We start from the raw sequence: 22550 nt of genomic DNA, 5'->3' as shown, positions 1-22550 counted from the left end.
TTCTGCAAAAAAGCGGGCGTTATTGCGGCTATCGTGTGCAATGGCTACCTTGATTTCGCCGGTAAAGGTTTTTTTGAGATAATTGGCGAAGCCCTGGGTGGCCATTCCAAGGGTATATTTATTCATGCGGTTGGTACCAACACCCATAATGCCCCTGAGGCCACCGGTGCCAAATTCGAGGTTACGGTAAAAGGCGTCGTTGAGTTCATCGGGGTTTCCCTCCTGCATTTTCTTCAGTGCGGCAACGGTTTCAGCGTCGTAATTACCGTTGAGCCATTGGTCTACTTTGCTTTGAATATTTATATCCATGGGTCTTTTTTTTGTGAGCCGTAATTGCTAAAATGGATTGTAAAGTAAAAATAAAAAAATGAATGTGTGAAATTACCGATTTCAAAATACATTGAAAATCCCTTGTATTGGTTAATTTTGCGGCCATGAGGCGGTATGAAGATACTTATAAACAAAAAGGATTACGTAAACAGCTAGTTGATAGCATCCGTCAGAAAGGTATTACAGATGAAAACGTACTGGCGGCTATTGGTAATATTCCCAGGCATTTTTTCCTTGATACGGCTTTTGAAAGTATAGCCTACGACGACAGGGCGTTCCCGATCGGGGAGGGGCAAACCATTTCGCAGCCATATACAGTGGCCTATCAAACGCAGCTGCTGGAGGTAAAGCCCTACGAAAAGGTGCTGGAAATAGGCACCGGCAGCGCTTACCAGGCCTGTGTGCTGGCTGAGCTGAAAGCCAATGTATTTACTATAGAGCGGCAACGCAAGCTGTTTGACCAGGTGAAGCATTTTCCTTTTAAAGCCCAATATCGTAATCTCCGTTTTTTTTATGGAGATGGTTATGAGGGCCTGTCTACCTATGCGCCTTTTGATAAAGTGCTGGTAACGGCCGCGGCTCCCCATATTCCTGAAAAATTACTGCAGCAGCTTAAAATCGGCGGAAAGATGGTGATTCCCGTGGGGGGGCAGGAGGTGCAGCGTATGCTGCGGATCACCAAAACCAGTGAAACGGAAAACGAGCAGGAACTGTTCGATAACTTCTCTTTTGTACCTATGCTGGCCGGAAAAAAATAAGGCAGGGGTGTGATCCCCTGCCCCGAATGTTTATCAAAGCCGGCCTGCGCCCTCTCTGGGCTTTTCTTCTTCCTGTTTTTCTTCTTCTTCCTGTGGTTTCTTTTTCTTGAACAGGTTCGGATCCATTTTCCCGAAACGGTAGCGAATATTCAGCCTGATAAAGCGGGTAGCGCGTTTCCGTTCATAATCCTGTATGAAGGTATTGGTTTCGTAATGAGAGCTGAACTGTTGTGAATTCAGCAGGTCGGAGATATTGAGCGCCACTACCAGTTTCCTTTCCAGCAGTTCCTTACGGATCCCGAGGTCTATCCCGTTCATGGCCTTGAAAGTTCCCTGTGGCTGTATACGGGGGGAACGGAAATGGCCGCCCAGTTCCACACTAAACCTGCCGGGTAAACGAAATTGTGTATTCCCGTTTAAGCCGTAGCTGAAGTTTTCATTGTTTACGGCGATGCTCGTCAGTTTGCTGTATTCTACGTTCAGGTTGGCCCATACTTTCCACCATTTGGTGAGGTTTAGGCTATAGGAAACATTCCCGCCCATATTCTGCTGGGTAGCCAGGTTCATGGGTTTGGTGGTGGTTACACCGGAAATGGTATCCAGGGTACTGATACGGTCTATGTTATCGTTGGTTTGCGCAAAATAAGTACTGGTGCTCAGGTAATTATTGGTTTTGGGATAATACACTGAATAGCTGACCTCAAATTTATGCGACAGGGCGGGCTGCAGTTCCGGGTTACCGGTACGGATATTCTGGGGATCAGCATTGTTGATATACGGCAGCAGCTGATCAAAGTTGGGCCGGTCTATCCGGGTAGAGTAGTTGAACACCAGGCTCTGGTTCTGGTTCTTCGGCATATTGTATTTCAGGAATACGCTTGGGAACAGGTTAAAGAAACGGTTATTCACCGTGGTATCTTTGGTAAAGGAATATCCTTTGAGCTGCGATTGTTCAGCACGTACACCCACCTGGTAGCCAAGGTTACCAAAGGCATTGGCGAAGTTTACATAACCGGCGTAGATGTCTTCCTCATAATTATATTTATTGGACAGGGTAGGGCTCACCAGGTAATCATCCGCCTCCCAGTTGAACAGCGTAGCCAGGTAATCATTATCGATATGCCGCATGGTGGCTTTCACACCTGCTTCCAGCTTGCCTTTTTTTCCAAGGGGTGAAGTATAATCTGATTGTATGTTCCAGAAGCGGTTACCGTTTTTTCCTTTATTGCGCTGGCGGTCTGCGTTTGGAAGGGTATCTACCGACGCGATGTGATACTGGGTATTATAGCTGCTTCCGCTGCTGCTGTTGTTGCCGCTGTAGCTGATGTAAGCGGTAAGCTCCTGGTTTTGCTTATCGAAAGTATGTTTGTAACTGAGATTGGTATTTTTGTTATTACTGCGGTTATAGCTGTTATTGACGCGTTCCCCGTTGCGGAGGGATTGCATTTTCTGGTCCATGTAGTTCAGGAGGATATTATCTTCATTCTCGCTGTGGTTATAGTTCAGTCCCTGGGAGAGGGTGAAGGTATTGTGATCATCCATGAAGTAATCAAATCCGAAACGGGCCCCGTTATTGGTATTCCTGTTTTCGTTTTTACTTTTCTGGGAGAAGAACCAGGTATCGCTGCTGTCTGCTACCAGGTTCCGGCGGACGCTGTTCCCGCTGCCGTTCACCTGCTCATAGCGGCCGTTGTAGTTGCCAAAGAAGTTGAATCTTTTTATACGCAGGCTTGCATTGGCGCTTCCAAAGCCTTCTCCGCGGGTAGCGCCGCCTACATTGAACATTACATTGTAACCAATGGCCTTATCCTTTTTCAGTACGATATTGATAATACCGCCGCTGCCGTTGGCTTCAAACTTTGCGGAAGGGTTATTGATCACTTCCACGCGATCGATGCTCTCGGCAGGGATCATTTGCAGGGCGGTTTTAGCATCCCCGAAAGGAGAGGGCTTGCCATCTACATAAATAGTGACGCTTTTACCGCGCAGCGTAATGTTATCATCGATATCCACATCCACGCTGGGAATGTTTTTCAATATATCTGTTCCTGTACCACCTTCCGCGTTGATCATATTCCCGGCGTCAAATACCTGCCGGTCTATCTGCATGGAAAAGGCGGGCTTTTCCGCTTTAATTTCCACGGCATTCAGCACTTTCCCCGCTGGCTGTAAACGGAGTGTGCCGGCAAACGTATTTTTGCCTTCTGTTACCCGCACTGCTTTTTCCAGTTTTTCGTATCCCATGAAAGTGATACGCACCACATAAATGCCAGGAGTGATATTATTGAGTGAAAAGGCGCCGGTGGGCGTAGTATAGGCGCCGGTAACCATAGATGAGTCTGCCTGTTTCAACAGTACTACAGAAGCATATTCAATTGGTTTCCCGGTAGCGATATCCGCCACTTTTCCCGTTATTTTCAGGCTGGCAGGAATTGGCGTTTGTGCGTTAACGTTATATGACGCAACGAACAGCACGACCATGAGTGAGAAAAAATTTCGCATGCGTGGACTTAGCAACTTTAATAATGATACAACAACAGCGTAAAAGTAACAGGAGTATGTTTAAACATCCTCGAAATATGATGAGTGGTAGCTAAAAAAACATGGCCGGCAGAGTGCTGTAGCACTTCTAACCGGCCTGTGGTTTGCATTCACCTTCTTTAATATGTTTTAGAAACTTTGCATGGGATCTCCCATTTGCGTGTCGTTTCCGGTGTCTCTCTTTTTCTTTTTGAACAGTGAGGCGTCAAATTTTCCGAAGCGGTAACTGAAGTTAAGTTTGAGGATCCTGGATTCGCGTTTACGGATATAATCCTGTGCAAACTCAGGCGACACCTGGTTCAGCTCATACTGCCTGGTATTGAAAATATCGGACAGGCTGAGAGTAACAGAAGCAGCTTTGTTTTTCAGGAAATCTTTTTTCACGGCCACATCCACGGTGCTGAATCCTTTAATGGTGCCCTGTGCGGAACTTGGGATCTGGTTAAACCCGCCACCACCACCGCCTCCGCGGCCACCACCACCGCCGCCTGAAGAAGGAAGCGCAATGGTTGGCGCCTGGTAAGTGGCATTCACCTGTACGGTAAAGTTAGCCGGTAATTTTGTTTCAGAGTTTATTTTGGCAAACCAGCTGAATCCGTTGTTATCGTAGTTTTGTCCATTCGCGTTCACCTTCATATCTGTCTGATACAGGTTTACGTTAGTGGTGAGATCCCATCCTTTCAGCACCTGGTTTTTCATGGTAAGTTCAGCGCCGTAGGAGTTGCTCCTGTTGGCATTGATGTATTGTGTGAGCAGTGTATCTGCACCAATAGGCGTACTGATGGTAGAGATCATATCGTTGGTATTCCTGAAGTAAACGCTACCCAGGAAGTTATTGTTCCCCCAGTTCTTCACGTATGAAAGTTCAAAGCTGTTGGTATACTCCGGTTTCAGGTTGGGATTACCTTCCCGTTGATTCTGTGGATCGCTGTAGTCGCGGTAAGGAATCAGCTGGAAGAAGTTGGGCCTGTTCACGCGGCGGGAATAGTTCAGTTGCAGTTCCTGGTCGTTCTTTAATTTTTCCGAAAGGAAAATGCTGGGAAAGAATCCCGGTACCGCCTTTGTGGGCTTATATTTGGTGCCTTCATTCTCGCCGGCGTATACATATTGTTCCACGCGTAAGCCCGCCTGATAGCCAAAGTTGCCGATGGTATTGGCGAAGTTGGCATAACCTGCGTAGATCTGTTCGTTGTATTTGTAATTGTTGGAGAGTTGCGGGTTGTTGATAAATTCACCGGTGATGGTGTCTTTATCATACACATTATACATGCTGGTGTAATCGCGCAGAGTGGCTTTGGCGCCCAGTTCCAGCTTGCCGTTCTTCCCGATGGGATTGGTGTAATCCGTTTGGAAAGTAACGAAAGTGGTTTTACCGTTAGTGGTATTGTTTTGCAGCAATGCCTGTCCGAGCGGAGATCCTGCAGCGTTTTGCGCTTGTGTGAGATAGTCGCCGTTACGGTTATTTTTGCTGGTGTTATAGTTAATATCGGCGGTCCATTCTTTATTCGGCTGTGCAAAGGTATGCTTGAAACTCAGGGCGGTGGTATAGTTGCGGAAGCTGAAGTCGTTATTGTTCAGGCGGTCGCTGATACCCGTCACTGTATGGCTTTTATCGGCAAAAGTACTTCTCAGGTCTTCGTTGTTTTTAAAATCGCCGGCTACAATATTTTGTGAGATGGAAATAGTGTTCCTGTTATCCAGCATATAATCCAGCCCGAACCTTCCGAACTGGAACAGTGGTTTACTGGTGCTGTTGCTGTTCTGGAAGAGGTAGTTGGTATCTGTTTTCTGACCGTTGCTATAGTTGCTGCGGTTGGTGGTACCATCGGCCCAGTTCCGGTTGGCATTGATATTATAGTTGGCAAATACGTTGAATTTGCCCTGGCGGATGTTGATATTACCACCGCCATTGTATTTGTTGCCGGTGCCTATACCTGCATTCACCGAGCCGTTGAAACCTGCCTTGCGATTTTTCTTTAGTACAATATTCAGTATACCGGACATTCCTTCCGCATCATATTTTGCAGAGGGATTGGTCACCAGCTCCACGCTTTCTATTGCATCGGCAGGGATCTGGTCAAGGGTAAGGGTAGAGGGCTTACCGTCTACAAAAATGTTGGGAGAAGCATTACGGACCGTTACGTTTCCGTCGAGATCTATGTTTACAGAAGGCACACTTTTCAGTACATCCTGTGCGGTTCCGCCAACGCTGCTCAGGTTCCTGTCGACATTAAATACTTTTTTATCGATCCCCATAGTGAACGCGCTTTTCTGCCCGGTGACCTCCACGCTTTGCAGTGTTTTTACATTCTGCTGTAGTTTGATATTGCCAAGGTCCTGTTCCGTTGCCTGCGGCGAGATGCTTACTTTCTTCTGGATATTCGTATAGCCCATGAAGTTAACCCGTAGTATCATGGGACCGAAGGGAAGATTCTCCAGGCTGAAGTCGCCATTGGGTTTGGTGAGCATACCTGTTATCAGTGAAGAATCTTTTTGTCTTAGTAAAGTAACCGAAGCATATTCGATCGGCTTTCCTGTTTTAGCGTCCACCAGTTTGCCATATAAGTGGCCAATCTGAGGCATGTTGGGTCTTCCCTGTTGTCCTTGTCCCTGCCGGGGAGCTGTAGATCCGGGCGCCTGAGCAAAAGCATGCGCCTGCCACAAAAGTATACCAGCAAGAATTGCGTAGCATTTTTTCATCCTTGTCATTTTTTATCCGGACTTTCTTCTCAGATAGGGACAAAAGTACCGGGGTGCTGGTATGAATGGTTTGAGATTGTGATGAGTGGAATTATTATGCGCAGGAAAACGCAAATATAAGGCTAAGAGGTCTTAACAGTAGTTAACAGAGGGCGCTTCTTAACAGTAGTTAACAGAGCGTTTTTAAAGGAATTAAAATAGGGAGATGATCATGGCGATTAACCCGGTAAGCAGTCCGCTGATGGCGCCGAGGAGTTTAAAGTTTTTCAGTTCCCTGCCGAGCAGGGTGTGGGTGGTGGTTTCCAGTTGTGCTGTCGGAATGCCGGCTATTTTTGCTGCTATCATTTTCTCCAGGTGGAGGTCTTGTTCTACGTTATCGAGATATTGGCTGATGAGCACAGGGAACAGGGTATCCAGTTCTGCTACCAGGTGTGTTTTTATCTGGTTTACAATGCTATCGCCGATAAACATGGAGAGCACAGGCATGGCTTTGGGTAATCTTTCCCGGAGGAAGCTGTCCAGGTGCGCTTCTACCAGTGGAATAATTTTTCTGATCTTTTCCGGGTCGGTCATTTTGCTTTTAATGTCTTCAAAGGAAAACTGTTGTGCGACCAGTGCCCCGATACTATGGGCGAGTTGTGTTTGTTTTTTTGGAAACAATCCCTGCAGGGTGATAAAGCCAAGTTTAACGGGGGTATAAGGGCGGAAAAGCAGGGTAACAGCAATGCTATTGAGTAGCCAACCGATGAAAGCAGCGATGAGGGGGAGGAAAAAGATCATTGAGAATGAATTGATTTTCACAAATGTAAAAATTCAGGGATCAAAAAAGGAATAAAACAAGCAGGGAAATAAAGAGGAATGAAAATAAAAAAGGCTTCTTTTTACAGAAGCCTTTTTGCTTTTTCGGGTGATTGAAGGGTTTCGAACCCTCGACCCTCAGAACCACAATCTGATGCTCTAACCAACTGAGCTACAACCACCATTTTTGTATTATTTCTTCGTTGGGAGTGCAAAGATAAGCGAAACTATTTTTAAATTCCAAATACTTTGAATAAAAAAAATTCAAGGGATTATATATAGTTCATATTCTCCAGATGAAATTACCCGGGAACCGATATTAAAATCCTTTTCATTTGTTAATAAGCGCCGCAGGCAACATTAACAAGCACCTCTATTGGATCTTCCGGAAAAGATGTATCTTTGCGCACTTTCCCATTCCATTCCCATTTTTATAAGTGATTAATAATCAGTAGGATGTTATTTTATGGCATCAGAGAAATCCCTGATTTCAGGCGGTTTAATGCCTTTTAGTCCGGATAAGTTAACCAGAACAGGAAAAATTTAACAAATCCCTTACTATTAATGAATAGAAAACAAGTATTTAATATTTAATTGTATATATATTATGGATCAGCTTAAACTGAAGTTACAGGAGTACTATCAGCGTTACCAGCAAATGGACCAACGGGTAAAGCCTGGAAAGGAGGAGCCTGGTTTTGAGGACGTGCTGGACATGGAAAATGATATTCTTTCACAATTTGGATTGCCTGCATCCCGGCGCTTTGTGCAGATATTGCATGATTTTGTGCATCATGGTCATGTGAGCGACCAGTTGCTGGATTATGTAAGCAAGAAATTGCGCACAGCTGCACGCAAATACCTGCTGGCGCCTGTTATGTCGGACATCGACTTGCTGGAAAGCGCCCGTGAACAAAAGCGCAGCGCTTATGATGTGTTGCCTGAACTGGGTTATCCCGCACAGGAATACGCCCTGTTTCTCATAGGGGAGCTGTTTTACCGCAGGAATATGGCCGCCGGCGATATCCTCGATGAACTAAAGAAAATGCAGCATTTTGACAGCTGGAACGACCTCATGCTGCTCAGTAAGATACATAACCATACTACCCATGAACTGTACGCAAAACTGAAAAAACATGAGCTGCGTTTTATTGATGAGTTCATCCAGTTTACACGCCGCCAGGAACCATCCAGGCTGGTGAATAAACGCGCTACACCGCTGGAGGATGGTTATACGCCCAACTATAAAACCATTACCAAAGTACAGGTAGAGGACATTATCTTTGACGAACAAACCACGCCCAGCCTGTTTGGTAAAATAAAAAGCGGCAGGGGATATGCCCGTATCACTATCAGCCTGGAGTTTTCGGAACTGAACCAGATCCTGATGAGCAGCGATGAACTGGGTGTTGAAATCAGTAACCATATTAAAAAACGCCTGGCTAATCCTTCTGCGGAGAAACCAACGGTGATAGATATACGCGCTGAATTCGGTGATGTATTAAAGCTGGACAACTGCTACCTGGAGGTATATAAACCACAGCACAGGGAAGGAAATAAATGGGTGGAAGATAAAGATCACTTCTACTTTGTAGATAAAATTCTCACTAAAAAAGAATTTGAAAAGCGCACCAAAGAAGCGGAAGTAAAACGTAAAATACAGGAATGCCTGGAACTTATTGGCGGTTCCTATGTATACTATCAACGCCTTCGCCGTTTGGGTATTACCGACGAGGAAGCAAAGCTGCGCGCCGGTTTACAGGACGAACTGCTGTTTAAGTTATCCTACTTCCTTAACAAGGTAAAGGAGTAGCGGATGCGGATGTTGTCTGGCTCAGGATTAAACTGATTTCGCTGATTACGCTGATTTGATTACTTTAGATTTAGAAGATTCGGGGAGATTTAAGCGGATACTTTGCTTAAATCTCCCCGAATCTTTTTAAAAAATCCCAAAAAATGAAATCAGTGTAATCAGCGAAATCAGTTTAATCCTGAGTCAGACAAATTTTTTATGTTTACATAAAAAGAAGAAGCAATGGAAGAACTTACTCTCGGTGTTGGTTCCCGGGTACAGCACGCACACTTTGGCCCGGGAGTTATTGTAGCGGTTAAATATGCCCAGTACCGCGTTACATTTATGGATCATGGTATTAAGATGATCGATAAAACAGATCCCTTGTTTGAAGTACTGGTTGCCGAAAATGCGACTCCGGAAGTGGAAACCGCTTCTGATGTGGAAACATCGCTGCTGAAGATCCTGCGTCTTTGGGGAGGTATTACGGAAGTGGTGCCGCTGGGCGAGCGCTGGAGAGGCGGCCAGTTGATTCTTCAACCCGGAGATGCTTCACTGAAAGCAAAGGAACTGCCTGTCGATACTTTCTTTCATAAAATAGTCATGCTGCGCGACCGCCTCCGTGTACTGGAACAGAATATCAACAGCCATAAGGTGCTCACTGATGAAGAGAAGGTGAACTTGCAGCAATACATTACCCGTATCTATGGTTCCCTTACCACTTTCAACGTGTTATTCAGGGATAAGGAACACTGGTTCACGGGGGAGAAAGGCGGCAACGATTAATGCGCATCTATATGATAGATCTGTTCCAGTTCCCAACGGTACGCTTCGGGAAAATGATTGATAAAAATATTTTTTCCATCGAAGGGGAATTTCTCATCGTAACCTTTCACGGGATATAAGATCACAGGCGTTCCTGCCGGGGTATAATTGTGACTGTTTACAAAATCCGGTCGCTGATACTCCGGCAGCAGCTTTTTTACCCGCTTGTAAGCCATGCCTCCCAATATCCGCTGCATGCGCCTGGAGGCCTTTTTGGCGGGACGGTCCAGCCGGCCGTACATATAGCCCAGCGCGCTCCGTACCGGCCATTTCTGCTTCTTTAACGTGCCTTTGATGTTGGTAAAAGGGCTCACTGTGTTGAAGTCGCGTGTAGTTTGTAATGAAAAAGGTGTTTCCGGTACCCAGTCGCGCGCATTCACCACACGTAACCCCCATCCGTCCCGGCAAATGAAATCGAAGTCGTATGCATAATACAGGTTGCCCGGCTTAGGCGCTGCACTGGCATATGTTTTAAACACAATATTCTTAGGTAAACCGCTGGTATATTGAAAATAGGAGCGCATTAAGAGCGCAATAACGCCGCCCTGGCTATGGCCGAAGATAATAAATTCGTGTACCCCTTCCCGGTAGTACCCATTAATTTTACGGATCATTTCCGGTCCCATGGAAGCTACTGCCAGCATCCATCCGGCGTGTACATAAGCCCTGGGATCTTCCGCCACTTTATAAGGCACAGCAGTGCTGTCGTTTAGCTTTACTGTACCTTGTGCCGGTATCATGCCGGCATAGAAATTCTCCAGCCATGACGCTGCGGTACCATTGGTACCGCGGATCGAGATAATGCCAACGTTGTCTTTTCTTTTCCAGAGGTCCCAGCGATTTACCAGTCCCGATTCGGCGGAGCGGTATACCAGTTCGTAATCCCGGGGCGGCGTGCTGGTTACTTTGGTCCATGGCGTATCCCTGGAACGCTCGGCCAGCTTCAGTAATTCACCATACTCTACTGCATTGAAGTGGGGGGAGAGGTGCTGTGCAAAACAATGACTTCTTACTAAAAATAAAATTAGAAAACAGAACAGTGAAACACGAAACCCCATAGAAAATAACAAATTATAAATGACCAATGACAAACGAATAGTAACAAAAGCGCCGCACTTTAAAATAAACTAAAACAATTAAATTGGTTCTGTTGTTCTAAATGCGTTTAACTTTCAGGCCTAAATTACTTTAAATATGGCAAAGAGAATTGAGCATGATTTCCTCGGAGAGAAAGAAATCCCTCATGACGTATACTATGGCATTCAAACGCTTCGTGCAATAGAAAATTTTCACATTACCGGTATTCCCCTGAAGGTAGAACCCATGTTTGTACAGGCCCTGGGCTATGTTAAAAAAGGCGCTGCCATGGCTAACCGTGATCTCGGCGTGCTTGATAAAGATATCGCGGAATATATTATTAAGGCGGCCGACCGTGTGATAGCCGGTGAATTCAACGACCAGTTCCTCAGTGACCTGATACAGGGTGGCGCAGGTACATCGGTCAACATGAATGCCAACGAAGTAATTGCCAATGTGGCACTGGAAATGATGGGTAAAGAAAAAGGACAGTATGAATTTTGCCATCCCAACAATCATGTGAACTGTTCACAATCTACCAACGATGCGTATCCTACGGCCTTCCGTATTGCGCTGATCAATAAGCTCACCGGTTATAAAACAACCCTGGGCGACCTGGCGGATGCTTTCCAGGCGAAAGGAGAAGAGTTTAAGGATGTACTGAAAATGGGTCGTACCCAGCTGCAGGATGCTGTACCTATGAGCATGGGCGATGAGTTTAAAGCTTTCGCCACCAATATCAACGAGGAATTGTCGAGGGTGGAAGAAAGCAAGCGCCTCATCTCCGAAATCAACATGGGCGCTACGGCTATTGGTACCGGTGTGAATACCCCCAAGGGATATTCCGAACTGGTGACGAAACACCTCTCTACCATTACCGGGCTGGACCTGGTACTGGCCGCCGATCTTATTGAAGCCACGGTGGATACCGGCGCCTATGTACAATTGTCCGGCGTGCTGAAACGCACCGCCGTAAAGATCTCCAAAATATGTAATGATCTCCGGCTGCTTTCCTCAGGCCCACGTACAGGGCTAAACGAAATTAACCTGCCGCCTATGCAGCCGGGATCCTCCATTATGCCGGGTAAGGTAAACCCGGTGATCCCCGAAGTAGTGAATCAAACGGCCTTCTATGTAATCGGCGCTGATCTGATGGTAACCATGGCGGCGGAAGCGGGACAGCTGCAGCTGAACGTAATGGAGCCTACCATCGCTTTTGCCCTGTTCACGGCTATCACATATATGAACAATGCCTGCAGGGCGCTGAAAGATAAATGCGTGGTGGGCATCACGGCTAATGCCGACCGTACCAGAGACATGGTGATGCATAGTATTGGCATTGTCACTCAGCTCAACCCTATCATTGGTTATGAAAAATGTTCTGCTATAGCAAGGGAAGCGTTGGAAACGGGTAAGTCGGTGCACGACCTGGCAGTAAAAGAAAAGCAATGGGTAACACAGGAAAAGTGGGATGAAATTTTCACGTTTGATAACCTGATAAGGCCACAGTTCATACAGTAGCGAGGTTTGTCTGACTCAGGATTAAACTGATTACGCTGATTACGCTGATTTGATTACTTTGGATTAAAAAGATTTGGGGAGATTTATGCGAAAGTATTCGCTTAAGTCTCCCCAAATCTTTTATAAATCATTACGAAATCAAATCAGCGTAATCAGCGTAATCAGTTTAATCCTGAGTCAGACAACATCCGCGCGTTTAGAACTCCTGCTCCAAATGCCCTACGCTGCCGTCTTCGCCGATACCTTCTGCCACCAGGCGGAAACGCTTGGTGAAGTCGTTGTTATAGAATTCCACCCTGGCAGTATGCGTGAGGGTGTCTATCACTACGTTCGGGTTCCAGTAAAGGGTGAGGCGTTTATCAGGTAGTGCATGCACTTCTTTTTTCACGGAGTAGTCTGGTGAATAGAACTGTTTCACGATCTGGTAGCCGGCTTTTTTATACAGCTTGAAGCCCCGGATGCTGGGATCATTTTTCGGTGTGTTATCACCGCCTTTCTTGGTGTATACGGCGATAGCGCCGTTAGCGCCGCCAAAGCCACCCATAAACGGAGGGCGGAATACTTTAATGAGCGCAATGTCCTGGATGGAGAGAGTGCTCAGCATACTCACGTCCGATTGCATTTCATTGAGGTACAATCCAGGTGCGCCACCGCGCCAGGAAAGTGTTGGATTGTTATAGTCGCCCGTAATCTGCAGCCCTGCTACCTTTGATTGCAGGTATTGGAATACGTTGAGCGCAATAGGTGTTTCTTTTGTTAAGTCGAAAGTGTAGCCATCGCCGCCGGAGAACATACCGGAAGTATAACGTTTCTCCGTGGTTTCTTCAGGCTTCACTTTTTTCGCATTTACATTTACTTCCTGCAGGTATACTGTTTTATTGTTGATAGAACGGTTTACCTTATTGCCTTCCGCGGCATTGGCGAGGAATTGTTTCAGCGCATTGTTATCCACTGCAGGCGGTACGCGCAGCGGGAAAGGAATTTTAATTTGTGTAGGGCGTTCAAAGAAGTGGTTGTCGAATTTCACATTTACATCCACGCCTTTTTTTACAAGGTCGTTGCCCTGGTAGTAGATGTAAGCGGTATCCGGGAATACCATGTTGGCCATTTCAAACTGCCCTTTATCGTTGATAGGAGTGGAGGCAAACATGGAGGAGCTGTCTATCGGCAGGCGGATGATCATATCCAGTTTACCGGTAGGCATCGGGCGTCCATTGAGCATGGTAGCTACTCCTTTCATGAGCAGGCCCTGTTCGTAGGGGTATCTTACTTCCGGGAATTCGTTGTTAGCGATTTTTTCCCAGCTGAACCTTCTCCATCCGTTGGTCATCATTACCAGGTCCAGTGCTTTCAGCGTGGAGTCGGCATCGTTGCGGAAGTACCAGGATGGATTGTAGATATATCCTTTGATGTCGGAGGTAAGGAGGAAGCTGGAAATAATGTTGTTTGAGTTTTTATCTACCGGCACCGCGTCTGCATCCGTGATGGATACAGAGATATTGGTTTGCATGGTGTCGGGCAGTCTTAGTTCAAAAGCGTTCTTTGTTCTTGGTTCCTTGTGGGTATCGGCGTCCAGTACATCTATCTGCATAAGGTCGTTCTTACGCACAAAGGCCAGTCGCTCTGCGAGCGGCATTCCTGATTTTGCAAAAAGTGTGATCTGGATAATACCTGAGGGGAGATGATCAGCGGGAATAAATCCGCTGATGCGGCCTTCGCCAACATCGAGGTTGGCTTTGTACACCAGCTGGCTGCCCATCTGGCCAATGATCACCAGGTCATTTATGGAGGTATCGGTTACATTGCCGGGTACGGCCTGATAAAATATGCGGTTGCCTTTATTGAATACTTTCAGGGAGGCGCCGGCGGCTACTGCAGCGGGGAGGGGTACTGTTTTGGTTTGCCCTTTGCTGCTTTTTACCGTAGCCTGGAAAATGTCCTGTGCGTTGGCAGGCGTGATTTCAAAAGAGCCCATGCCATCATGTACGGTTTTAATTACTGCACTGCTGGCGCCTTTGGCATCTTTTACGGCGCCGGATATCTCTATCGGGTACCCGTTATTATCGATAGCTTTAAAGGCTACTACGTTTGGCTGGCCTACGATCAGGTTACCGCCTTCGGGGAAGAACTGTACGGCAAAATCGGGAGCGGTGGCGCTGTCTGTTTCCGGCTGTGTTTTCTTTGAAGGGTCAAAGATCTCAATGGTCCGGGTATAGCTGAAGGCAGGATCGAAGTTGAGCATCCAGGCGGTGTAGGCCCGGAGCTGGTAAACGCCTGCTTTTTGTGTTTCCGGCAGATCGAAATTACCGGGTGCCCCGGCGTTGCCAACGGCAAACAGTTTCTTCTGCACGATGTTATTATTTTTATCCAGCAGTTCCACGTACAGGTTAGTGGCCGTGGTGGCGGGCATACCCTGCAGGGTGAGGTAAGCCTTGAACCAGATGGTTTCACCGGCTGCATAGTAGTCCTTATCAAGATGGAGATACACCTTTTCGGCCGGGTAACGGCTGCCGAAGGTTTGCAATGCCTTTATAATGCGGTCGGACCAGTCAGTGGGACGTGTTTGTATAGCCAGTGCGCTCATCACGCCGCCTAACATCACGGCTGGTATTATCCATTTCAGAAATTTTCGCTTTTTCTTCAGGTTCGATTGCATGCAATATAGTTTGAGCGGGTATAATATATGTCAAAAATATAAACTTTGGAAGATTAATCAGTAAGATTACGGCAGGTTTGTTATTATTGCGTGTTCAACCTACGGTTTTAACAAGATTTTAATGAGTTCAGGAAAGAAACGTTTAGTGATAGCTGGCGGCGGTGCTGCCGGTTTTTTTTGTGCAGTGAACGCGGCGAGGCTGAGCCCCGGGCTGGAAGTGGTGCTGCTGGAAAAAACAGGAAAGCTGCTGTCGAAGGTAAAGGTGAGTGGGGGCGGGCGTTGTAATGTTACCCACAATGCGCCGGATATTACGTATATGGCTAAACGCTATCCGCGGGGGCAGAACTTTGTGAAGAAATCCTTTTCCCGCTTCTTTGTGCCCGATACCATTGCCTGGTTCAGGGAAAGAGGCGTATCGCTGAAGGCGGAAGAGGATGGCCGCATGTTCCCGGTAACAGACGATTCGCAGACGATCATCGACTGCCTCCTGCGGGAAGCAGATAAGTATCATGTTGACATACGCACCAATACAGAAGTTACTTCCTTTAAAAAAGAGAGCGATGGGCGCTGGCGTCTACAGCTGCAACAGGGGCCGGGCTTTACGGCCGATTATCTATGCATTGCAGCAGGAGGCTATGCCCAGGCGGCAAAATTTGCCTGGCTGGAACAAACGGGGCATAGCATTGCGCCTCCGGCCCCATCCCTGTTTACGTTTAACATGCCAGGCAACCCCGTTACCAGCCTGATGGGAGTAGCTACTACCGCACAGGTAAAAGTGGCGGGTACCAAACTACAGGAGCAGGGGCCTTTGCTGATCACCCACTGGGGTATGAGCGGCCCGGCGGTATTACGGTTGTCGGCCTGGGGGGCCAGGGAATTGCAGCAGCTGCAGTATACTTTCACCGCCATTGTAAACTGGGTTCCATCCTACAATGAAAATACCCTGCGGGAGCAGTGGCAGGACCTGCGTTTTGAATTGGGGAAGCAAAAGATATACAATAAAAATCCTTTCGGCCTGCCGCAACGGCTATGGCAATTCCTGTTGCAACAGGCAGGGGTGGGGGAAGAAATGAGATGGGCAGACGTACCGGCGAAAGACCAGAACCGTTTGATGAAACTATTGGTAGGCATGGAGTTCCCGGTGAAAGGCAAAACCACTTTTAAAGAAGAATTTGTAACCTGCGGGGGCATTGCCCTCAGCGAAATAGATCCTGCCACTATGGAAAGCCGGCTGGCGCCCAACCTCTTTTTCGCCGGCGAGGTAATGGATGTAGACGGGATCACCGGCGGCTTCAACTTCCAGCACGCGTGGACCAGCGGCTTTGTTGCCGCCAGCGCGGTTGCATCGCGGATTTTGTCTGACTCAGTATAATCAGTCTAATCCTGAGTCAGACAAACTCCGCTGCGATCACAATTTTAGATAATGCACCCCCGGCTCGTATTCCTTCTCCAGCGCCTGTAACAGGTGAGCAAAGTCTTCCGGTTGCCGCAGGAAATCCACCTTAGTGGTATCCACTACCAATGTACGAACAGGATGCTGCTTGATATACTGCATATACATATCGTGCACATTCAGCAGGTATTCGTCGGGTATCTGCTGTTCGTAGGAGCGGTTGCGGTGACGGATGTTCTCCTGCAGTTTTGTGACCGGCGCATTCAGGAATATAAGCAGCTCGGGTTGTACCAGCTGTGGATTAATAATATCGAAGAGCTTCTGGTAAAGAGAGTATTCTTCTTCCGGTAAATTAATTTTTGCAAACAACAGGCTTTTTATAAACAGGTAATCGGAAATGATCACATCGCTGAAAAGGTCCTGCGACTGCAACATTTCCTTCAGTTGTTTATACCGTTCCGCCATAAAGAACAGTTCCAGCGGAAAGGCATACTGTTGCGGGCGTTCGTAAAAAAGAGGGAGAAAAGGATTGTCTGCAAATTCTTCCAGTATCAGTTTTGCAGAAAAATGGGTAGCGAGCATATTGGCCAGCGTTGTTTTGCCGGCGCCGATATTCCCTTCTACCGTAATGAATTTATAACGCATGAAAATAGGTTTAAAATTTATTCCTGGTAACGGTTTGCCGGTAATGTATCCGGGCAGGTGGCTGCCAGTTCACGCACCGTTTTATGTAACACAGGGTGCATATAATCAGGTATTATTTCCAGCAGCGGCACCAGCACAAACTGCCGGAGATGCATCCGCGGATGCGGCACTTTCAGTTCCGGCAGGGAATGAATGCTGTCGTTAAAAAAGATCAGGTCGATATCAATTACCCTGGCGCCCCATTTTTCCTGGCGGATACGGCCTATCTTTCTTTCTATCTCTAACAGTGTATGCAATAACGTTAGTGCATCCAATGATGTGCGGATCTCAACCCCCTGGTTCAGGTAATCCGGTTGATCCACGGCTCCCCAGGGAGCGGTCTGGTATAAGGCGGAGGTTTGTATTACCTCCCCGGCTGTTGCTGCGATCAGTTGTACCGCCTTTTGAAGGTTCCCGGTACGGTTGCCCAAATTGCCACCTATAAGTAATATTGCTGTATTCATGTATATTTCAAGTCTCAAAAGTAGCCATATTCCTTATTTTTGAAAAAATGTATCTTTCTATCTCAGTTTCATCTTAACCAAAAAGTATGCGTTTCTTTAAAGTTTTCCTGGCCGCATTCCTTGCATTTGTAGCATTTACAGCGATATGCTTCTTTATATTGCTGATAATGATAGGTAAGGCCATTGCCCCTGAAAAGGTAACAATTTCCCCCAATAGCGTACTCGTGCTCGAAACAGGGCAGTCGTACAACGAACAGAAAGTAGTTAACCCATTGGGCGCACTGATGAATGATGAATCAGCAGAAACGCCGGGGTTGTACCAGGTGGTAAGACTAATAGAGAACGCCGCCGGCGATGATAACATCAAAGGCATTTACCTGAAAGTAAACGGGAACCCCAATGGGTTTGCCAGCACAGAAGAATTGCGTAATGCCATTCTCCGTTTCCGGAAGTCCGGGAAGTTTGTGTATGCTTACGGCGAAGTAATGGACCAGAACGCCTATTACCTGGCCAGTGCGGCTGATAAAGTATACCTGAACCCCAAAGGCGGGGTGGATTTTACCGGCTTTGCCAGCCAGATCATGTTCCTCAAAGGAACCCTGGATAAACTGGAGATCAAACCGGAAATTTTCTATTGCGGAAAATTCAAAAGCGCCACAGAGCCACTGCGTGAAACACAAATGACAGAAGCTAACCGCATCCAAACCACCCAGTTCCTGGGTGAGCTGTATGGCACTTTCCTGAAAGGCATCGGCGCTGCACGCAACATAGATACAGCTACTTTGCATAGTTATGCCAATGAAAACCTGATCCAGGAAGCCGGCGATGCACTGAAATATAAACTGGTAGATGGATTAAAGTATGATGATGAAATAACGGCAGAACTGAAAAGCAAAACAGGTATTAAACAGGATGAAAAGGTGAGCCTGGTAACACTCGCGAAATATAACAGCGGCACAGACCTATCCTCCGGTAGCGGAGAAGCACGGCTGGCCCTGATCTATGCGGAGGGCGATATTATCAGCGGTGAGTCAGAACGTGATAAGACCATTGCAAGCGACGACTATGTCCGCGAAATCCGTAAAGCCCGTGAAGATAAAAATGTAAAGGCCATCGTGTTCCGTGTGAACTCCGGTGGAGGCAGCGCGCTGGCATCTGAAGTTATCTGGCGGGAATTATCGCTGGCGAAGAAAGTAAAACCGGTAGTGGTATCCATGGGCGATTATGCCGCATCCGGCGGGTACTATATTTCCTGCATGGCCGACAGCATCTTCGCAGAGCCCAATACCTTAACCGGCTCTATCGGCGTATTTGGAGTGATGTTTAATATGCAGGATTTCTTCAAAAATAAAGTGGGCGTTACCTTTGATGGCGTTAAAACTGCACCCTATGCGGATCTTGGCTCTGTTGGCCGTCCGCTTACGGATGTGGAAAAGCGTTTTATCCAGAATAGCGTAGACAGTACCTATGCATCTTTCAAATCGCGCGTGGTAGCAGGCCGTAAACTGGGGGCCGCTATCGTAGACAGCATTGCGCAGGGACATGTATGGAGTGGTTTGCAGGCTAAGGAGCTGGGATTGGTAGACCGTATCGGTGGGATCAATGAAGCGCTGGCATGTGCGGCCAGGCTGGCCAAACTGTCGGAGTACCGTTTAAGGGAGTTCCCCGAAACCAAAAATCCTCTTAGTAAGCTGGCGAAAACCTTTGGGGGTAATATGCGCATGCAAATGGTGAAAAAGGAACTGGGCGCCAATTATGAAATATACCAGCAGATAAAAGATGTTCAGCAGTTACACGGCGATATCCAGGCGAGAATGCCTTTTAAGTATAATTTCTAGGAGATCGCCTTCGGCGATGCGGATTTTGTCTGACTCAGGATTACGCTGATTATACTGATTATTTTGATTGATCATTTTGGATTTTAAAGGATTTGGGGAGATATAAGCGGATATTTTCGCTCATATCTCCCCAGATCTTTTAAAATCATCTATAAGATCTAAAGAATAAAATCAAACAAATCAGTATAATCAGCGTAATCCTGTTCCACGACAATTTCCGGCGCCAAAGGCGCCCCCCGCATTTTTTCCTGAAAGAAGGGAAAAACGTTGTAGTTTTACCGCCGGTTTTTAAAATAGCAGAATCAGATGAATGGAGCGAAGTACAGTCAGTTGAGGGCCATGCTGGCCATTACCAAAGGAAGCTTAAGAGGTATTTTCCGTAGTCCTTCCGCAGTAGTGTTCAGTTTGGGATTCCCGCTGGTATTTATCCTGGTGTTTGGGTTTATTGGGAAAAGTACTGTTTCCGTTAAAGTGGGCGTAGACCGGCGTACTGATATCAACAGCAGGTATTACCGGGAGCTGTCGCATGCCGGTACGCTGAAACTGGTGACCGACCAGCCCGAAGCGGAAATGGAAGATGACCTGAAAAAAGGCCGCCTGGTGGCTATCCTGAATATTGTGCCAAAAGAAGGCGCCAACCATGTAACTGCCTACGATATTAATATCCGGACCTCCACTGCTTCCGATGCTGCCAAAAAAATAACCCTGGTATCCATCCTTAAAAGTATTGCCGGCAAACTGGACGATGAAACCTATAAACGCCCCACAGTAGCCACTTTTACACAAACAGAGGTGCCGGGGCGAGAATTCAAGACCATCGACTTTATCCTGCCTGGTCAGCTGGGCTTTGCCCTGATGAGCGCTGCCGTTTTTGGTACTGCCTTCCTGTTTTACAATATGCGTCAAACGCTGGTGCTCAAGCGTTTCTTTGCCACGCCGATCAAACGTACCTACATTGTACTGGCAGAAGCATTGAGCCGGATGATCTTCCAGCTCATCAGCTCCGTGGTGATCATTGCCCTGGGGCATTTCGCCTTTGGCTTTACGCTGGTGCATGGCCTTGCCACTTTTATGGAAATGCTGGTATTGTCTGTATTCGGGTTGCTGGTATTCATGGGCTTTGGTTTCGTGGTGAGCAGCCTGGCAAAGAACGAAAGCACAATCCCACCATTGGCCAATATCGTTACCCTGCCGCAGTTCCTGCTGGCGGGCACCTTTTTCCCGATAGATTCCTTCCCCGGCTGGTTGCAGCCAATATGCAGGATCATGCCGCTCACCTACCTGATAGACGCCCTCAGGAAAGTAGCCTTTGAAGGGTTGCATCTCTGGCATGTAGGCTGGGAACTTGCCATCCTTACTTTATGGGGTGTTGTCGTATATGCGGTAGCCGTGAAAGTATTCAAGTGGGAATAAGGCGATTTCGTTAGCTTTGTGGGATCTAAATCCAGTCACATGCAAGCCTTTTTCATTATCCTGGGTGCGTTTATTGTCCTTGTGCTGGGGCTTTTCATTTTTAGTTTATTCCTTTCTCCCGCCGTTAAGGTGGAGCGTTCGCTGGTCATAACGGCTGCGCCCGGGGATATCTTCCCGCTGCTGAATGTGGTACGCAACTGGGAGCTATGGTCGCCCTGGAAGGAGCAGGACCCTGCCGTTAAAATTACCTACGGGGAGAAGGAGAGTGGCGCCGGCGCCGGCTACAGCTGGGAGAGCCGCAACCGGAATGTAGGCAAAGGGCATATGACCATCACAGAGTCCAAACCGGACCAGCAGGTAGTCACCCATATCGATTTTATGGGCATGGGCGCTACCAAAGGCTATTTCCGCCTGGATCCCGTAAATGGAGGCACCCTGGTTACCTGGGGAATGGTGTGCAATATGGGGCAGCATCCTATCCGCAAAGTGATGGGACTGATGATGGACAAATGGGTAGGTAAAGATTTTGAGAAAGGACTGGCAAACATAAAGCGGGTCCTTAAAGGATAATATATTTTTTCTATGCGGTTTATTAAGTTGTTACTGATCGGCGTGATCATTTTAGGCGTGGTGATTTTCGGACTGTCGCTGGTATTTCCTTCCACTGCAGTAGTGGAGCGTACCGGCGTAATACAGGCGCCTATTGATACGGTATATGCACATATCAGTAACCTGAAAGCCTGGGATAGCTGGAACCCCTGGACCCGTCCTGATACCACCGCTACGCTCGTGTATTCAGATCCCCCGTCGGGGAAAGACGCGTGGTACAGCTGGAATGGAAAGCTCAACAGCGGAAAGGTAACGGTGCTCGACAGCGATCCGGCGAAAGGCATGCATTATTTGCTCGATATTAAAAGCCTACGGCCGGTAAACGGGGGAATAGAACTGAAACCCACAGCTGATGGCAAGGCCACAGCCGTTTTCTGGCATATGGAAATTAAACTGGGCATGTTGCCCTGGTGGAAACTGAGAGGCTTTGTGGCCGACAGGATATATGGACCTGCCATGAGCAATGGTTTAACAAAATTGAGCCGTATTTGTGAAGGGAAATAATATGGAGTTATTTTACCATTGATCCAATAGTTTTGCTTACGATGGTTTTTATGATTTAAATTGTTATCGTATCTCAACAACTTCTTACAGAAAAAACAAAAAAAATGAAACATTTCTTTTTGGCAACCTTATTTCTGGCGTTTACCAGCCTCGTTTTTGCTCAGGAGAAGGCTCGTAAAAGCCCCCACGTTACAGTAGAAGCCAACGGTATTAAAGTAGTGTACGGACAACCGTCCAAAAAAGGCCGCGAAATTTTTGGTAAACTGGAACCATTTGGTAAAGTATGGCGTACAGGCGCTGATGAAGCCACTGAAATTACTTTCAGTAAAGACGTGGTATTTGGCGGTAAACCCGTAAAGGCCGGTACTTATACTTTATTCTCTATTCCTGATCCTAAAACCTGGACTGTTATCCTGAACGGTAAACTGGGCCAGTGGGGTGCATATGATTATGATAAAAATAAAGGCGAGGATGTAGTGTCCGTGAAAGTAAAACGCGAGGCACTGTCTACTCCCGTAGAAAAACTGACCTTCACCTTACCCGGAAAGGCCGTGGTATTTGAATGGGACGATACTAAAATATCTGTACCGGTTAAATAATTTCACCAGAAAAATTTCCAGGGGGTGTATCAAAAAATATGATACACC

Annotated in this window: 17 protein-coding genes, 1 tRNA gene and 1 pseudogene; 10 read left to right on the top strand and 9 right to left on the bottom strand. The window is 47.1% G+C overall.

Annotated features, from left to right (window positions below; genetic code table 11):
* Window positions 1-309 (bottom strand): annotated as a pseudogene (locus VIM72_RS12325) (phospho-sugar mutase); the annotation flags it as partial.
* A gap of 125 nt (window positions 310-434) precedes the next feature.
* On the opposite strand from VIM72_RS12325, the gene VIM72_RS12320 reads away from it, so the two are divergent.
* Complete coding sequence (locus VIM72_RS12320; protein WP_332003133.1) at window positions 435-1088, top strand: protein-L-isoaspartate(D-aspartate) O-methyltransferase; 654 nt, start codon at window positions 435-437, stop codon at window positions 1086-1088.
* 33 nt (window positions 1089-1121) lie between these two features.
* Here VIM72_RS12320 and VIM72_RS12315 read toward each other — a convergent pair whose 3' ends face one another.
* The 4 genes from VIM72_RS12315 to VIM72_RS12300 all read right to left on the bottom strand — a co-directional run bounded on the left by VIM72_RS12315 (window position 1122) and on the right by VIM72_RS12300 (window position 7309).
* On the bottom strand, window positions 1122-3569 hold the full coding sequence (locus VIM72_RS12315; RefSeq protein ID WP_332003132.1) for an outer membrane beta-barrel protein: 2448 nt from the start codon (window positions 3567-3569) through the stop codon (window positions 1122-1124).
* 189 nt (window positions 3570-3758) lie between these two features.
* On the bottom strand, window positions 3759-6329 hold the full coding sequence (locus VIM72_RS12310; protein ID WP_332003131.1) for a TonB-dependent receptor domain-containing protein: 2571 nt from the start codon (window positions 6327-6329) through the stop codon (window positions 3759-3761).
* 192 nt (window positions 6330-6521) lie between these two features.
* Window positions 6522-7109, bottom strand: coding sequence for a DUF445 domain-containing protein (locus tag VIM72_RS12305; protein WP_332003130.1), 588 nt, complete (start codon window positions 7107-7109; stop codon window positions 6522-6524).
* 126 nt (window positions 7110-7235) lie between these two features.
* Window positions 7236-7309, bottom strand: a tRNA-His gene (locus VIM72_RS12300).
* Window positions 7310-7734: 425 nt separating this feature from the next.
* On the opposite strand from VIM72_RS12300, the gene VIM72_RS12295 reads away from it, so the two are divergent.
* Together VIM72_RS12295 and VIM72_RS12290 are read left to right on the top strand one after the other, a co-directional pair.
* Window positions 7735-8940: a hypothetical protein gene (locus VIM72_RS12295; RefSeq protein WP_332003129.1), complete on the top strand. Its 1206-nt coding sequence runs from the start codon at window positions 7735-7737 to the stop codon at window positions 8938-8940.
* A 222-nt stretch (window positions 8941-9162) separates the two neighbouring features.
* Window positions 9163-9705, top strand: a complete 543-nt coding sequence (locus VIM72_RS12290; RefSeq protein ID WP_332003128.1) for a hypothetical protein — start codon at window positions 9163-9165, stop codon at window positions 9703-9705.
* Here the strand turns inward: VIM72_RS12290 and VIM72_RS12285 are convergent.
* Window positions 9702-10802: a lipase family protein gene (locus VIM72_RS12285; protein WP_332003127.1), complete on the bottom strand. Its 1101-nt coding sequence runs from the start codon at window positions 10800-10802 to the stop codon at window positions 9702-9704. The two genes, VIM72_RS12290 and VIM72_RS12285, sit on opposite strands and share 4 nt — an antisense overlap.
* Before the next feature lie 136 nt (window positions 10803-10938).
* On the opposite strand from VIM72_RS12285, the gene aspA reads away from it, so the two are divergent.
* Window positions 10939-12342, top strand: coding sequence for an aspartate ammonia-lyase (aspA, locus tag VIM72_RS12280; protein ID WP_332003126.1), 1404 nt, complete (start codon window positions 10939-10941; stop codon window positions 12340-12342).
* Between the two features lie 196 nt (window positions 12343-12538).
* On the opposite strand, the gene VIM72_RS12275 is transcribed toward aspA, so the two are convergent.
* Window positions 12539-14998, bottom strand: coding sequence for an MG2 domain-containing protein (locus VIM72_RS12275; protein ID WP_332003125.1), 2460 nt, complete (start codon window positions 14996-14998; stop codon window positions 12539-12541).
* A gap of 121 nt (window positions 14999-15119) precedes the next feature.
* Here VIM72_RS12275 and VIM72_RS12270 point away from each other — a divergent pair, with 121 nt between their 5' ends.
* A complete protein-coding gene (locus tag VIM72_RS12270; protein ID WP_332003124.1) occupies window positions 15120-16370 on the top strand; it encodes an NAD(P)/FAD-dependent oxidoreductase in 1251 nt (416 codons plus the stop codon).
* Between the two features lie 36 nt (window positions 16371-16406).
* Here the strand turns inward: VIM72_RS12270 and VIM72_RS12265 are convergent, their stop codons facing one another.
* Window positions 16407-17036, bottom strand: a complete 630-nt coding sequence (locus VIM72_RS12265; protein WP_332003123.1) for a deoxynucleoside kinase — start codon at window positions 17034-17036, stop codon at window positions 16407-16409.
* Window positions 17037-17053: 17 nt separating this feature from the next.
* Complete coding sequence (gene folK, locus VIM72_RS12260; RefSeq protein ID WP_332003122.1) at window positions 17054-17539, bottom strand: 2-amino-4-hydroxy-6-hydroxymethyldihydropteridine diphosphokinase; 486 nt, start codon at window positions 17537-17539, stop codon at window positions 17054-17056.
* An 86-nt stretch (window positions 17540-17625) separates the two neighbouring features.
* Here folK and sppA point away from each other — a divergent pair, with 86 nt between their 5' ends.
* From sppA to VIM72_RS12235, 5 genes are all read left to right on the top strand, one after another.
* On the top strand, window positions 17626-19377 hold the full coding sequence (gene sppA, locus VIM72_RS12255; RefSeq protein ID WP_332003121.1) for a signal peptide peptidase SppA: 1752 nt from the start codon (window positions 17626-17628) through the stop codon (window positions 19375-19377).
* A 306-nt stretch (window positions 19378-19683) separates the two neighbouring features.
* Complete coding sequence (locus VIM72_RS12250) at window positions 19684-20790, top strand: ABC transporter permease (protein ID WP_332003120.1); 1107 nt, start codon at window positions 19684-19686, stop codon at window positions 20788-20790.
* A gap of 39 nt (window positions 20791-20829) precedes the next feature.
* Window positions 20830-21360, top strand: coding sequence for an SRPBCC family protein (locus tag VIM72_RS12245; protein WP_332003119.1), 531 nt, complete (start codon window positions 20830-20832; stop codon window positions 21358-21360).
* Window positions 21361-21372: 12 nt separating this feature from the next.
* Window positions 21373-21903: an SRPBCC family protein gene (locus VIM72_RS12240; protein ID WP_332003118.1), complete on the top strand. Its 531-nt coding sequence runs from the start codon at window positions 21373-21375 to the stop codon at window positions 21901-21903.
* 119 nt (window positions 21904-22022) lie between these two features.
* The gene (locus VIM72_RS12235; protein WP_332003117.1) at window positions 22023-22502 is read left to right on the top strand and encodes a DUF2911 domain-containing protein; all 480 of its coding nucleotides are present in this window, start codon (window positions 22023-22025) and stop codon (window positions 22500-22502) included.
* Window positions 22503-22550 lie beyond the last annotated feature (48 nt).

Source organism: Chitinophaga sp. (genome assembly GCF_036569185.1).
Classification (GTDB): Bacteria; Bacteroidota; Bacteroidia; order Chitinophagales; family Chitinophagaceae; genus Chitinophaga.
Note: the sequence above shows the minus strand (reverse complement) of the source record. Positions and strands in the feature narration are given on the sequence as shown.

Bases quoted from the DNA above. Each gene is read 5' to 3' on its own strand.
- VIM72_RS12320 (WP_332003133.1), top strand. From the start codon at position 435: ATGAGGCGGTATGAAGATACTTATAAACAAAAAGGATTACGTAAACAG.
- VIM72_RS12315 (WP_332003132.1), bottom strand. From the start codon at position 3,569: ATGGTCGTGCTGTTCGTTGCGTCATATAACGTTAACGCACAAACGCCA.
- VIM72_RS12310 (WP_332003131.1), bottom strand. From the start codon at position 6,329: ATGAAAAAATGCTACGCAATTCTTGCTGGTATACTTTTGTGGCAGGCG.
- VIM72_RS12305 (WP_332003130.1), bottom strand. From the start codon at position 7,109: ATGATCTTTTTCCTCCCCCTCATCGCTGCTTTCATCGGTTGGCTACTC.
- VIM72_RS12295 (WP_332003129.1), top strand. From the start codon at position 7,735: ATGGATCAGCTTAAACTGAAGTTACAGGAGTACTATCAGCGTTACCAG.
- VIM72_RS12290 (WP_332003128.1), top strand. From the start codon at position 9,163: ATGGAAGAACTTACTCTCGGTGTTGGTTCCCGGGTACAGCACGCACAC.
- VIM72_RS12285 (WP_332003127.1), bottom strand. From the start codon at position 10,802: ATGGGGTTTCGTGTTTCACTGTTCTGTTTTCTAATTTTATTTTTAGTA.
- aspA (WP_332003126.1), top strand. From the start codon at position 10,939: ATGGCAAAGAGAATTGAGCATGATTTCCTCGGAGAGAAAGAAATCCCT.
- VIM72_RS12275 (WP_332003125.1), bottom strand. From the start codon at position 14,998: ATGCAATCGAACCTGAAGAAAAAGCGAAAATTTCTGAAATGGATAATA.
- VIM72_RS12270 (WP_332003124.1), top strand. From the start codon at position 15,120: ATGAGTTCAGGAAAGAAACGTTTAGTGATAGCTGGCGGCGGTGCTGCC.
- VIM72_RS12265 (WP_332003123.1), bottom strand. From the start codon at position 17,036: ATGCGTTATAAATTCATTACGGTAGAAGGGAATATCGGCGCCGGCAAA.
- folK (WP_332003122.1), bottom strand. From the start codon at position 17,539: ATGAATACAGCAATATTACTTATAGGTGGCAATTTGGGCAACCGTACC.
- sppA (WP_332003121.1), top strand. From the start codon at position 17,626: ATGCGTTTCTTTAAAGTTTTCCTGGCCGCATTCCTTGCATTTGTAGCA.
- VIM72_RS12250 (WP_332003120.1), top strand. From the start codon at position 19,684: ATGAATGGAGCGAAGTACAGTCAGTTGAGGGCCATGCTGGCCATTACC.
- VIM72_RS12245 (WP_332003119.1), top strand. From the start codon at position 20,830: ATGCAAGCCTTTTTCATTATCCTGGGTGCGTTTATTGTCCTTGTGCTG.
- VIM72_RS12240 (WP_332003118.1), top strand. From the start codon at position 21,373: ATGCGGTTTATTAAGTTGTTACTGATCGGCGTGATCATTTTAGGCGTG.